The organism is Bradyrhizobium sp. CB1015 (genome assembly GCF_025200925.1).
GTDB lineage: Bacteria > Pseudomonadota > Alphaproteobacteria > Rhizobiales > Xanthobacteraceae > Bradyrhizobium.
This window is the reverse complement of sequence record NZ_CP104174.1, coordinates 4,902,817-4,916,061: the sequence shown is the minus strand read 5'-3', so window position 1 is coordinate 4,916,061 and position 13,245 is coordinate 4,902,817. Positions and strand designations below refer to the sequence as shown.

The 13,245-nt window shown below is 63.7% G+C and carries 10 protein-coding genes; 3 read left to right on the top strand and 7 right to left on the bottom strand.

The genetic code is table 11. From position 1 onward, the window contains the following. Positions 1 to 46: 46 nt before the first annotated feature. From N2604_RS22790 to N2604_RS22780, 3 genes are read right to left on the bottom strand one after another with little or no spacing between them, the layout of a single operon-like run. Positions 47 to 1,696 carry an acyl-CoA synthetase gene (locus N2604_RS22790; RefSeq protein ID WP_260370447.1) on the bottom strand — a complete coding sequence of 550 codons (1,650 nt, stop codon included), beginning with the start codon at positions 1,694 to 1,696 and terminating at the stop codon, positions 47 to 49. A 21-nt stretch (positions 1,697 to 1,717) separates the two neighbouring features. After that, complete coding sequence (locus N2604_RS22785; RefSeq protein WP_260370446.1) at positions 1,718 to 3,607, bottom strand: TRAP transporter large permease subunit; 1,890 nt, start codon at positions 3,605 to 3,607, stop codon at positions 1,718 to 1,720. Between the two features lie 30 nt (positions 3,608 to 3,637). Next, positions 3,638 to 4,669, bottom strand: a complete 1,032-nt coding sequence (locus tag N2604_RS22780) for a TRAP transporter substrate-binding protein (protein WP_260370445.1) — start codon at positions 4,667 to 4,669, stop codon at positions 3,638 to 3,640. 312 nt (positions 4,670 to 4,981) lie between these two features. Between N2604_RS22780 and N2604_RS22775 the strand changes: the two genes are divergently transcribed. Then, positions 4,982 to 5,233 carry a hypothetical protein gene (locus N2604_RS22775; protein WP_260370444.1) on the top strand — a complete coding sequence of 84 codons (252 nt, stop codon included), beginning with the start codon at positions 4,982 to 4,984 and terminating at the stop codon, positions 5,231 to 5,233. Here the strand turns inward: N2604_RS22775 and N2604_RS22770 are convergent. Together N2604_RS22770 and N2604_RS22765 are read right to left on the bottom strand one after the other, a co-directional pair. Continuing rightward, positions 5,196 to 6,776 (bottom strand): thiamine pyrophosphate-requiring protein, encoded by a 1,581-nt coding sequence (locus N2604_RS22770; protein WP_260370443.1) that lies wholly within the window; start codon positions 6,774 to 6,776, stop codon positions 5,196 to 5,198. The genes N2604_RS22775 and N2604_RS22770 overlap by 38 nt on opposite strands. 22 nt (positions 6,777 to 6,798) lie before the next feature. After that, positions 6,799 to 8,526 (bottom strand): S9 family peptidase, encoded by a 1,728-nt coding sequence (locus N2604_RS22765; RefSeq protein ID WP_260370442.1) that lies wholly within the window; start codon positions 8,524 to 8,526, stop codon positions 6,799 to 6,801. 181 nt (positions 8,527 to 8,707) lie between these two features. Between N2604_RS22765 and N2604_RS22760 the strand changes: the two genes are divergently transcribed. Both N2604_RS22760 and N2604_RS22755 read left to right on the top strand, forming a co-directional pair. Further along, a complete protein-coding gene (locus N2604_RS22760) occupies positions 8,708 to 9,679 on the top strand; it encodes a LysR family transcriptional regulator (RefSeq protein ID WP_260370441.1) in 972 nt (323 codons plus the stop codon). Positions 9,680 to 9,911: 232 nt separating this feature from the next. Continuing rightward, a complete protein-coding gene (locus N2604_RS22755; protein ID WP_260370440.1) occupies positions 9,912 to 10,853 on the top strand; it encodes a tripartite tricarboxylate transporter substrate binding protein in 942 nt (313 codons plus the stop codon). 151 nt (positions 10,854 to 11,004) lie between these two features. On the opposite strand, the gene N2604_RS22750 is transcribed toward N2604_RS22755, so the two are convergent. Beyond that, positions 11,005 to 11,832, bottom strand: a complete 828-nt coding sequence (locus N2604_RS22750) for a hypothetical protein (protein ID WP_260370439.1) — start codon at positions 11,830 to 11,832, stop codon at positions 11,005 to 11,007. 80 nt (positions 11,833 to 11,912) lie between these two features. Next, positions 11,913 to 13,205, bottom strand: coding sequence for a siderophore utilization protein FsrB (gene fsrB, locus N2604_RS22745; protein ID WP_260370438.1), 1,293 nt, complete (start codon positions 13,203 to 13,205; stop codon positions 11,913 to 11,915). Positions 13,206 to 13,245: the final 40 nt, after the last annotated feature.

The window sequence follows — 13,245 nt, the reverse complement described above, 5'->3', positions numbered from 1 at the left end:
CTTCCGCTCGCCGTGCGCGGGCGGGCGGAAGCTCTTCAGATGCTGCTTAGGCCGAGATCGCCTTCACCGAGCCGACCTCGTTGCGCAGCAGGAATTTCTGGATCTTGCCGGTGGACGTCTTCGGGATCGGCCCGAACACGACGGCCTTCGGCGTCTTGAAGCCGCTCATGTGCGAACGGCAGAAGGCGATGATCTCGGCCTCGCTCGCGCTGGCGCCCTCCTTCAGCTCGACGAAGGCGCAGGGCACTTCGCCCCATTTCGGATCGGGTTTTGCCACCACGGCGGCGAACAGCACGGCCGGGTGCTTGTAGAGGACGTCCTCGACCTCCACCGAGGAAATGTTCTCGCCGCCGGAGATGATGATGTCCTTGGAGCGGTCCTTGATGATGACGTAGCCGTGCTCGTCGAGCACGCCGAGATCGCCGGTGTGAAACCAGCCGCCTTCGAAGGCTTCCTTGGTCGCCTTCTCGTTCTTCAGATAACCCTTCATCACGATGTTGCCGCGGAACATGACCTCGCCGATGGTCTCGCCGTCGCGCGGGACCTCCTGCATCGTTTGCGGATTGATCACGGTGACGGCTTCCTGGAGCGGGTAGGGCACGCCCTGCCGGCGCTTCATGCGGGCGCGCTCAGGCGCGGGGAGCTCGTCCCAGCCCGGCTGCTCGGCGCAGACCGAGGCGGGCCCGTAGACCTCGGTCAGGCCGTAGACGTGGGTGAGCTTGATGCCGATGCTTTCGGCGCCTTCCAGCACCGCGACCGGCGGCGCTGCACCCGCGATCAGGCCGACGACGCGGCGGGCGGCATTCCCCTTGGGCGCATCGGGGGCGTTGATCAGCGTGTTGTAGACGATCGGCGCGCCGCACATGTGGGTGACGCCGTGGCGCTTGATCAGCTCGAAGATCCTGGTCGGCTCGACCTTGCGCAGGCAGACATTGACGCCGGCGGCCGCCGCAATGGTCCACGGAAAGCACCAGCCGTTGCAGTGGAACATCGGCAGCGTCCAGAGATAGACCGGATGCTGGCCGAGATTGCCGGCGAGGATGTTGCTGACGGCGTTCAGATAGGCGCCGCGATGATGGGTGACGACGCCTTTGGGATTGCCCGTCGTGCCCGAGGTGTAGCTCAGCGCGATCGCGTCCCATTCATCGCTCGGCGTGATCGGCGCGAAACCCGGATCGCCTTGGGCGAGGGCTGCCTCATACTCGATCTCGCCGATGCGCGTGCCGCCCTTGAACGATGCGTCGTCGACGTCGACCACCAGCGGTTTGGGGCCGCTCATCTTCGCCAGCGCCTCGGCAATCACGCCTGAAAACTCGGGATCGACCAGGATGATCCTGGCGCCGCCATGGTCGAGCTGGAACGCGATCGAAGGCGCATCGAGGCGGATGTTGAGCGCATTGAGCACGGCGCCGGTTATCGGCACGGCGAAGTGCGCCTCGTTCATCGCGGGAATGTTCGGCAGCATCGCCGCGACGGTGTCGCCGACGCCGATGCCCTTGCCTGCGAGCCAGGACGCAAACCGCCTGCAGCGCTCATAGGTCTGCGCCCAGGTGAAGCTGCGGCCCTCATAGACCGTGCTGACGTGATCGGGATAGACCGCCGCGCTGCGCGCGAGGAAGCTCAGCGGGCTCAGCGGCACATAATTGGCTTGCGTCTTGTCGAGGCCGATATTGTACGGGTTCTGTCGCTCGCTCATCGACACCCTCCTTAAACCGCGTCAAAGAAATCCGATCGAGATCCAGGGGAAGATCGCGACGATGATCAATCCCACCAGAAGCGCCAGCAAATAGCCCCAGATCGGCCTGATGCCTTCGGCCGGATCGACGCGTCCGATGGCGCAGGCGGCATAATAGCCGACGCCGAAGGGCGGGGCGAATAGCCCGATACCCATGGCCAGGATGATCACCATGGCGTAGTGCACCTCGTGGACGCCGACGGCGCGGGCGATCGGGAACAGCAGCGGTCCGAACAGCACGATCGCCGGAATGCCCTCCAGCACGCTGCCGAGGATGGTGAAGGCCAGGATCGACACGGCAATGAAGGTCGCAGCCCCGCCCGGCAATCCCGTCATGGCCGCAGCCAGCGAGCGCGAGAAGCCGGATTGGGTCAGGCCCCAGGCCATGCCGGTCGCCGTGCCGATGATCAGGAGGATCGCGCCCGACAGCGCGGCGGTCTCGACCAGCATCGGAAACAGCCGCCGCCAGTCGAAGCGGCGGTAGACGAGGAGGCCGACGAGGGCGCCGTAGACGATGCCGATGGTGGAGACCTCGGTGGCGGTCGCGATGCCCTCGACCACGGCATAGCGGATCACGAAGGGCAGCGCGAGCGCGGGCAGGGCGATGACGAAGGTCCTGCCGATCTCGGATGAGGTGGCGCGGCGGACATGGCTCATGTCCTCGTGGCGATAGCGCCACCAAACCAGCATGCAGAGCGTGATCGCGAGCACGACGCCGGGCAGGAGGCCGCCGGTGAAGAGGGCGGCGATGGAGACGCCCGTCACCGAGCCGATCGTGATCAGCACGAGGCTCGGCGGAATGGTCTCGGTCTGCGCGCCCGTTGCCGCCAGCAGCGCGACGAGGTCGCCGGGCTTGGCGCCGCGCTGCTTCATCTCGGGAAACAGCACCGGCGCCACCGCGGCCATGTCGGCAGCCTTGGCGCCGGAGATGCCGGAGACGAGGTACATGGCGCCGACCAGCACGTAATGCAGGCCGCCGCGGACATGTCCGAGCAGGCTCGCCAGGAATGCCACCATGGCCCGCGCCATGCCGGTCATCTCGATCAGCAGGCCTAAGAACACGAACAGCGGCACGGAAAGCAGGATGAGGTGGCTCATGCCCTCGTCCATGCGTCCGACCAGCACCATGACCGGCGTGCGCGTGGTCAGCGCCAGATAGCCGAAGATCGCGAGGCCAAAGCCGAACGCAATGGGAACGCCGGCAAAGACGCAGAAGCCGGCGACGCCGACGAAGAATATGATGAGGTTGAGATTGCCGAGCGGCCGCAGCAACGGCTCGGTCAGCCAGAACAGGCCGATCACGACGGCGACCGACAGCACGGCGGCTGCAACCATTCGGTGGTCGGCCGCGCGCAGCAGCCGCAGCAAGGCAAAGGCCGCCATCAGGCCGATGCCGACCGGCAGCGCGGCGGCGCGCCACATGTTGGAGATCTGCAGCGCCGGCGTCGTGATGTAGCTCTCTTCGTAGGCGTAGTCGCAGGACGGCCAGACGATCAGCGCCAGGAACGCCAGCGCGGCCGAGGTCGCGACCAGATCGAGATAGGCTCGCATCGCCGGCCTGGCGCTGGCGACGATCGCGGTCATGCGCATGTGCTCGGAGCGGCGGAATGCGACCGCAGCGCCCAGCATCGCGAGCCACAGGAACAGGATCGAGGCGAGCTCGTCCGACCAGATCAACGGCCGGTGCAGGCCGTAACGTGCGACCACGCCGGCAAACAGGATCACGATCTCGGCGACGACCAGGGTCGCCGCGGGAATTGCGACGACGAGACCGAGCACGCGCTCGGCGGCAGCCAGCAGCGAAGGTCGGCGAGGGGACTGCAACGTCACCTCGCCCACCACTTCGGTCACCTCGATCCCGACGTGAGCCATCCTGATACTGACCTCGACGGCCCCAACCCGTTACGACAGCTTGCCGACGGCCTTTTCCAGGAGCTCCCAGGCCTGATCGCCATATTTGCCCTTCCATTCGGCGTAGAAGCCAGCGGAGCGCAGCTTGTCGCGGAACGGTGCCACGGCCGGCTGGTTGAAGGTCAGGCCCTTGCCCGCGAGCTCCTGCTGCAGGTTCGCGTTGAGCTTGGCGGTATCCTCACGCTCCTTGACGGCGGCGGCATTGATGTTCTTGGCGACGACGGTGCGCACGTCCTGCGGCAGCTTTTCCCAGGCTCTGCGGTTGGCCAGGAACCAGAAGCCGTCCCACATGTGATTGGTCAGCGAGCAGTACTTCTGCACCTCGTAGAGCTTGGCGGTCGAGATGATGGCCAGCGGGTTCTCCTGGCCCTCGACGATCTTGGTCTGCAGCGCGGAATAGACTTCGCTGAAATTGATCGAAGCGGGCGCGGCATCGAACGCCTTGAACATCGAGGTCCACAGCGGCGACACCGGCACGCGGATCTTGAATCCCTTGAGGTCGTCAGGCCCGGTGATCGGCTTGATCGACGACGTGGTCTGGCGGAAGCCGTTGTCCCAGATCTTGTCCATGACCTCGAGGCCGGCCTTCTTGATCTCGCCGCGGACATGGGCGCCGAGATCGCCGTCCATGGCCTTCCAGACCGTGTCGTAGTCCGGGAACGCGAAGCCGATGCCGTTGATGGAGGCCGCCGGCACCAGGGTCGACAGGATCAGGCCCGACAGCGTGAAGAACTCGACGCCGCCGGAGCGGATCTGGCTCAGCATGTCGGTGTCGGAGCCGAGCTGGTTGTTGGGGAAGATCTGCAGGTCGAACTTGCCGCCGGTCTCGGTCTTGATCGCCGCCGCCATCTCCTTGGCGCGGACGTTGAGCGGATGGGTGTCGGGCAGGTTATTGGCGTACTTGTACGTGAACTCGGCGCTCTGGGCGCGGGCCACATGGGGCGCACCGAGGCCGCCCAGGACCGCGGTCGCGGCGGAGGCCTTGAGAAGTGTGCGTCGGGAAAAGCGCGTCGAAAAGACCATGGGTCTGCTTCCTCGGAAGGTTTGTTGTTGTTCTGAGATGCAAACCTATACGGACGGTCGGCCTTAAGGTCATCTGCGATCTCGCGGAAGCCTCGCTTATTGCAGCCGGACAAGGTCACGGCAATATCGGCTTTCGGCACAGGAGACCCGATTTCAAATCTGCAAAAACAACCCCATGCACAGTAGCCGAACGGAGCTCAGGCGACCGTCGAGACGCGGGCTGCAACCAGCGCTCAAGTGGGGATGCTGTCGCAGGAGTCTCGGCTAAATTATTGATCTGATTGTAGATAAAGATATTCCATAATATACCTTATGCGAATCATGGATATGAGGGACGCGCGGTACGGTCCTGGTGAACGCGACAGCTGGCAGCTAAAGCGGCGTGATGCGCGCGTGCAGGACGGCGGCGCGCCCGTCGTCCACAGCAGCAAGGCAACGGTTGATCGCCGCATCAAGCTGGACCGGGCTGGCGACTTCCTCGCCGTAGCCGCCGAAAGCAGATGCAACATCGGCAAAGCGCCGGCGCTCACCCTGCCGGCCGGACGCAAGCCGCGACTGGAATGAATCTATCCCCCTGCGCCACACCGTCGGGATAGACGCGCTGAACCGACGCTTTGACGGCTTGCCATCCACCATTGTCCAGGACGACGGTAAAGATCGGCAATTGATAGTGCTGGGCCGTTGCGTAGACGGAATCCGGTGCGGAGAAGTGGAAGGCGCCGTCGCCGACGACCTGAACCACCCGGCGGGATGGTTGCGCCAGCCTGAGGCCGAGTGCCATGCCGCCGCTGAATCCCAGCCCGCCGCCGGCCAGACCGACATAGCTGCCCGCTTCTGTCCGCCGAAGTTGCTGTTGCAGCAGCGGCCCATTGCGGATCGCTTCATTGATGACGACGTCGCTCGGTAAAAGCGCTGCGCTCAGGCGTGCAAACAGGTAGGCGGGATTGATCGCCCCCTGAACGCCCTCCACGGCCGCAGCTGCGTGATGCCGTGCCTCGGCAGCCTGGCGCGCGGGGGCCCAGCTCGCGATCCGCGCCTGGATCTTGCTCCGATACGCCTCGTCTGCGCGTTCCTCCACAATATCCAGCACTTGCTGCAGAACGGTCGCGCAGTCGCCCTGCACGCGCATGTCGGTGGCAAAACCCCACATCGGGAAATCTGCCTTCAGCGGATCGATATCGATCTGGATCCAGCGCCCGGCTGCGGCTGCTTTCAACGATTGCGGCACGAAAGGCACGTCGACGTCGAGCAACAGCCCCAGATCCGCCTGTGGCACGACCGCGGCCGGATCAAATCCCGCAAAGCACGGTGACCCCTGAGAGATATTCAGATCGATCGAATTGAATTCAACGACCCGGATGCCGCAAGTCCTTGCCAGCCGATCGAGCACAGCGACCGCTTGCGGTTTGCGGCCAAGATAAGCGGTCACGGCAACCGGATTTTCCGCACTCATGAGGGCCTCGGCAATCATGGCCGCGCGCGCCGGCTCGACGCCCCCTGCCCGAACGCTGCCGTAGCGCGCCGGCGGATAGGCCGGCATTGCGGAATCGTCCCAGGTCTCGGCCAGAGTCTCACGCGGCAGCAACATATAAACCGGCCCCGGCGGATCGCTCTGCATGAAAGCCGCGGCGCGGGCCAACGCTTCCTTCACAACCACCCCGGACGGCAGCGAGTAGTCCCATTTCACATACGGCCGCACGATGCTGGCGGGATCGAAGCTGTCCTGGACGAAGTGGACGTAGGTGTCGCGCGATCCCAGCAGTTCGCCATGCAGAGTGAATGGCGCCCGGCCGGCGAACAGCATGACCGGAAGGCGGTAGCGAAAGACGTTCTGGATGGCCATGCAGGCGTTGGCGGTGCCGGCATCGACATGGACGAACACGGCCTGCCCGCGCCCGGTCGCGAGAGCGTAGCCCGCCGCCATGTGAACCGCGACCACTTCGTGGGGACACAGTATCACTTGCGGGTGCCGGCGCCCTTCGCTGTCCCAGCGCGCGATCTCCTCGATCAACGAGACGTGGTCGGTTCCGAGATTGGCAAAGATGTAGTCGACCCCGATATCCGTGAGGCCTTCGAGGAAGTAGTGCGCAGTGCTGCGCTTCGTCATCTCTGGATTTCTTTCCCGGACATCAGAATGCAGCCTGGGTCGCGGTGCCGGCAACGATGTACCAGGTAACTATCAGACCGCAAATCAGCGCGCCCGGCAGCGATGTGCCGGTGCGTCGCCAGGTGAACGTCGAGATGATGGCGACGATGGCAAGCAGCGGGATGAACTGGATGCCGATGATGGTGGACAACGGCACGACGGGCGAGCTCGGGACGGGATTGATCAGTTTGCCGCCCAGCCAGAGAGCCAGATACTGGCCGCCGATGAGGATCATGAAACCAAGCGAAAGCGACAGGATCATCGCGGCGTAATGACCGGGAGCCGAGGCGCCGAGGCGGCTGAAGTTGCGGTGCGCCGCATGCAACGCGACGACGAAGAACAGGGTGAACGGTGTCAGGTAGAGCAGAATGATCATCCATTGCGTCGCACTCGGCAATTTGAACGCCACGACCCAGAACCGGAAGTCGATCTTGAACAGAACATCGGCCAGCCACAGCGCAACGAAACAGATCGCGGCCGTTGCGACCGCAATCAGTATCGCGGGAGCCACGACGCCCTTTCGGATCGCGCGCTTCGGCAATAGAGGAAACAACGCCAGCGTGATCGCCGTATTGATCAGAGCCCAGACTGCGATGTTGGTGGTGAAGGATTGCGGCAGGAAGCGGGATGCGGGAAGCCAAGTGGCGCCAAGCGCAAAGGCCGGATAGTATGTGATGGCCGGCAGCAGCGCCGTGACCCAAAACGTGGTCCACCAACGCCCGTTCTGCATGGATGGTGCCGAGGTCGTCACGCCAGGGCCGGACGGCACTGCGCGGAGCGTCGAAAATGGCGCCATGCCGAGCAGAATTTCGAACGCACCGAGCAACAGCACGACAAGTCCGACAAAGGCGATCAGCGTGCCGATTTCCTTCCGGAGCCAGATCTGATCGGTCGATGGCAACGGTGTGCCGCCGGTCAGCGTCTTGCCGAACCAGTCGAGACTATAGCCGATCGCCTCGTGCGAGAAATGATCGGCGGGATGGGTGAGGGCCGGCGTGTGGAGAACCCGTGCCGTGCCCTTGGCGATATCGCCATACACCCTACCCGGTTCGATCGGTCCCGCAACACCGAATACCGCGCCAAGCTTTGCCGACTTTGGAATATCAGCAGCATACTCGCTGCCCCACATGATCAGTGAAAACTCGTCGTATTTCGAGAAAACGAGTGCGAGATTGCGTGGCCACGCCGGCGTCCCGTCGGCTGCGAATGGCTTTCCAGTCGAGGAGCCCTCGAGCACGATCGACCTGTATGCGTCAGGCATCGCTGTCGCCGCGGCCAGCACGGTCCAGCCGCCCATCGAATGCCCTTCAAGCCCGATGTTGTTCTTGTCGACATAGGGCAGGCTCCGCAAGTAAGCGAGTCCGTCGGGCCCGCCAAAGCCGTTGGCGATGGCCGGCGGATCACTGTAGCCGTGACCAGTCTGGTCGAGTGCCACGACGACATAGCCGCGACGGGCGAACTCGATCGCAAAGCCGTCCTGCGTCTCGCGCGAATTGAGATAGCCGTGGACCGCAAGGATCCCCGGTGCAGGCGTCTTCTCGGTGGCGCCAGCTGGAATATAGACAAGGGCGCTCATGGTGTTGCCCTTGGCGCCTTTGAAACGGACGTCTTCGATGCGAATTCCATTCGCGGTCTGGGTGAAGTGGGCGAGCAACCCGCCGAGAACGATCAGAACGGCGCCGATCGCTGCCAAAATTCCTTTTTGACTCATCAGGTCCCTCCCCCTTGGTAGCCCGGACAGATTGGCTTCTGCCGCGGCAGGATCAGGCCCGGTCCGGCTGCGCGCAGCGCGCCTGGATTTCGTTGCGGGCCCATTCCGCTACCGAAATATCTTGCAGGTTCCGACGCTTCAGATTAGTCACAAAATTCTCATCAATTCATAAGGTGAACTCATGATCCCGACGATGCGGCAGCTCGAAGCCCTCGTTCTGGTCTATCGCCATGGCAGCCTCACCAAGGCCGCCGCCGAACTGCGCGTGAGCCAATCGGCGGTCAGCCTGCTGATCAAGCAGATCGAGGAGAACTTTCAGCTCAGATTGTTCGACCGCACGACCCGGGCGCTGCATCCGACGCTCGCGTGCAAGGATGCGGTGCCGATTGCGGAACGTATACTGGCCGGCGCCAACGGACTGGCCCGGTACATGAGCGATCTGGTCGAGGTCAAGGCAGGTCGGATTACCATTGCGGTGTCGGCCGGAGTTGCGTCTGCGTTGCTCCCCCGCGTGCTGGCCCGATTTCGAGCGGACTATCCCGACGTTCGCGTCGAGCTGTTCGATGTTGCGCCTGACGACTTGCTTGCCTTCGTCACCGCCGGAGAGGCCGAATTGGGCATCGGCAGTGTTGAAAACGCCGACACGCTCGACACCAAGATCGAGACACTTACGCAGAGCTCGCTATCTGCGATTGCGGTCAAGGACGGCCGCTTTGAGAAAGCTTCCCGGCTCACTTGGGACAACCTCGAAAATTGCGACTTGATCACAATGCGCCGCGGGACACGGATCAGGTCGCAAATCGATGAGGCCCTTGCCAGGACCGGTCGTCAGCTAAAGCCAAAGCTGGAGGTTTCTCTCATCACGACCGCACTGGCATTGACGGCGGAAGGCGCCGGAATAAGCATCTTGCCCGCGCATATGCTGCCGGAGACGCAATTCCCAACCCTGACAGCCGTTCCCTTGTCTCGCCCCGCGATCATCCGACACGTCTCTCTGGTAAGCCGGGCGGACTTCGTCCGCTCACCGGCGGCCCAACGCTTCGTGGAGACAGCGAAGCAGGTCTTGTCAGTTCGTCGTGCGGCCGACCGAAGAGGCGAGGTGCCGGCCGATTCTAAATCGAAAAGCAGGCTAGTCACTCGGAAAGCACCGTAAACCCTGAGCTGCGGCCGACGACCGACGGGCTCGCCTCAACACAGGCGTCATGAGCTGCTCGACCCGCGACCGTTTCCAATTGCTGCATTGCGGGATTCATAAGGCGACTTCATTAGTCGATGAGTATTTTGGGACTAACGCGAGACATCGGGAACCAGCAATATAATTGACCGCGCGCGTCACCTGCGACGGGGGGCACACCATGAGAAGACTCTCGAGCGCAGTGATAGCCATGGTGCTCGCGTGCCAGTGGGCCGCGGTGGGGAGCGGCAAGGCCGCGGCCGCCTATCCTGAACGTGCGATCCGCCTCGTCGTCGGCTTTCCCGCCGGCGGCAGTTCCGATGCAATCGCCCGCATCGTGCAGCCGAACGTCGAAAAACAATTGGGGCAACCGTTGGTGATTGAAAACCGTCCGGGCGCAGGTGGCGCGATCGCGCTCGGCATGGTCGCCAAAGCGCCGCCGGACGGGTACCTGATCGGATTGGGCGGTGCGGCGGGGCTGGGCGTAAGCCTCGGGGTTCAGGACAACATCACCTATGACGCGCACAAGGACCTTGCGCCGGTGACCGGCCTCGCGTCGGTGCCTTTCATTCTGGCGGCTTCGAATGCGCTGCGAGGGAAGACGCTTCGTGACATCATCGCTATGGCAAAGCAGCCGAACAAGCTTACTGTTGGTCATGGCGGCAACGGCACGCTGATGCATCTCACCAGCGAGATGTTCAACCAGATGGCGGATACCAGGCTCGAGCTGGTGCCCTATAGAGGCATGGCGCCGGTCGTGACCGACCTGATCGGCGGGCATATGGCACTCGGAATCGTCGATCCTCCGTCGGCGATGACCGCGATCGAGGGCGACCTGATCACGCCCGTGGCCGTCTCCTCGGCTCAGCGCTATCCACGTCTGCCAAACACGCCAACCTTTGCCGAACAGGGCCTCACCGGTTTTGAGGCAACGGGCTGGTTCGGCATCGTCGCACCGGCGGGAACGCCCGGCGATATCGTCGAGAAAATCAACGCGGCGTTCGTGACGGCGCTGGGCGATCCGGCGATCGCGGAGCGAATTCGCGGACTGGGCTCTGACCCGATGCCGATGACGCCGGCGGAATTTTCGCGGTTCATCGCCAGCGAGGTGAAGAAATGGGAAGCTGTTACCGCCAGGGCAGAGAAAAAATGAGCTCACAGGCCAAGACGAAGGATCAAGGCGGCGGATCTTGAGCTGGCGTTCCTAAAGCGCGATGCGATTAGGATAAATCGTCATCGCGCTTTAGGTTATTGTTTGGGCATGATCTTTCGGAAAACCGCTTCACACTTTTCCGGATCATGCTCTAAGGGAGCGGCAGTCGCTCCAACTGGCTCTGCGCCTTCTTGACGGCGGCCGCGTACCAGCTCTGGCTCGGGGCTTCCTTGGCGAAGCATGCCGTGAAGGAGGTCATCGCCTTGTCTTCGCGGGCCATGTCGCCCCGCGGGTCCTTCTTGTCGACGGGCTTTGCCATCATCTGCTTCCAGACCTTCTCACAGGCCGGGATCGGGGCGGTCTTCACGGCCTCCGTTGCCGCGAGGAAATAGACCTTGTCGCCCTGGATCGCGACGACGTCGATTTCGTTCGGCGGCCCCTTGAGGTCGCCATTGCCGCGCACGCCGAGCACAGCGGCTGCAACGCTCGCCCTCGCCGGCTTGGTGATCGGCAGCTCCGCATAGATCGCGAAGGCGGCGTCCTGGATCGCGTAATAATAGAAGCGGTCGGATTTCAAAGCTGCGCCGCTCTCCTGCGGCATGCCGTCCTCGCGATGCTCGCCGAGCCAGTGCTTGAGCAGCCCGGTCGTGGTCACCACGGCCTGCATCTTGTCGCCTTCGGAAGCAAAGCTCAGCCCGTCGAGATGGCCGAAGCCGATATCGCTCTTGAACAGCGTATCGACGTTCGACTTGCCCTCGGCCGGGAGCCCCTTGATCGCGACCGGACCGACCAGGTTGCGCAGCACGCCGGCCAGCTCCTTCACGGCCGCATCGTGCTGCTTGTAGATCTCGTCGCTCTCCTTGGCGCTGGAGAATTTTGCGATGTAGCGGTCGCGCAGGTCGAGATAGTGCTGCTCGGGCGCGGCCGCCTCGGCGGGCGTGGCCAGGACGAGCAGGCAGAGCAAGGCAGGTAATCTCATTGCAATTCCGGAAGAGAGCGATCTCCCATCTTTGTGCCGATGCCGGGTGCGAAGGTTCATCCTTTGGCGGGGCGGATGCCCTACTCTGCCGGCGTGAGTTGCTGCCGGGTCGGGCGCATCGCGGCGGTCTCGCGCACGCGAACACGGGCGCGGCGCTTGCGCCACCAGATCACGACGCCGGTGACCGAGAGTGCGGCGACCACGAGGCCCATCACCGAGATCAGGATGCGCCCGAACAATCCGACGATGCGGCCCGAATGCAGCGGAAACTGCGCCTGCACGAAGATGTCGGCGGCGGTCCCGACCCAGGGCAGCCGCTCGCCAATGGGACGTCCGTCCTCGCTGTCGTAATAGAGCTGCGCCGGGCCGACGCCGCCGGCGCCGTGATCGTCGCCGGGGTGGAAGAAGGCGGCGGCATAGACGCCATGGGCCGGGCCGTAATTGATCGACCCGACCGGGACTGTCCATCCACGTGCCTTGCCGTCGGCCGCCGCGCGCATGGCGATCTCGGCGAACGTGACCTTGGGCTCGATGGGATCGTCGAGATCGCGATACGGCCGCTGCTCATAGGGCGTCGGGGTGTAGTTCGAGACCATCTTCATCAGCGGCGAGAACACCTCGAAATAGAGGTTCAGCGAGAACGCCGTGAAGGCGATGATGAACAGCACGCCCCAGGTCCACAGGCTGAAGGCGCGGTGAATGTCGAAGTTGATCCGGTATGCGCTGCCTGAAGTCTTGATGGTCCAGGCCGGCGCCCAGCGCGCCCAGAAGCCGCGTTCGAGCTGGCGCGCGACCTCAGGCGCCCGCGCCGCCTTGGCGCGCCGGCGCGAGGGCAGCGTCAGATAGAAGCCGATGAAGCAATCGATGGTCCAGATGATGGCGATGATGCCGAGCACGCGCATGCCCCAGCGGTCGCTGCCCCAGAATTCCGGGATGTGCATCGTGTAGTGCAGCTTGTAGAGGAACGAAACGAAGTTTTCCCGCGTGACGGGCCAGACCGCCCCCCAATAGCGGCGGCCGAGCTCCGCGCCGGTGTTGGGATCGAGGAAGACCTGATTGTAGTCGAGCGGGTAGCGCTTGCCGGTCGCAGGATCGATTCGCGGCATGACGAAGAACCACAACGCGTGGCCCTGCTCCGGCGTCATGAAGAGATAGACCACGCGCGCACGCGGATCGCGCTGCTCGATCATCTTGGCGAGCTCGAGCGAGGGAATCGCCGGCCCCTTCGTCGAGACATCGAATAGATGGCTGTTCAGGACGTCGTCGATCTCGTGGTCCCAGGAGATGATCGCGCCTGTTATGCCGGAGAAGAACAGGAATCCGGCCGTGAGCAGTCCCGCCCAGCGATGCAGCCTGCCGAATATCGCTCTCATCGTCTTCCACTCTCATCCAGCGGGCCCGGCCGGGTGCCGG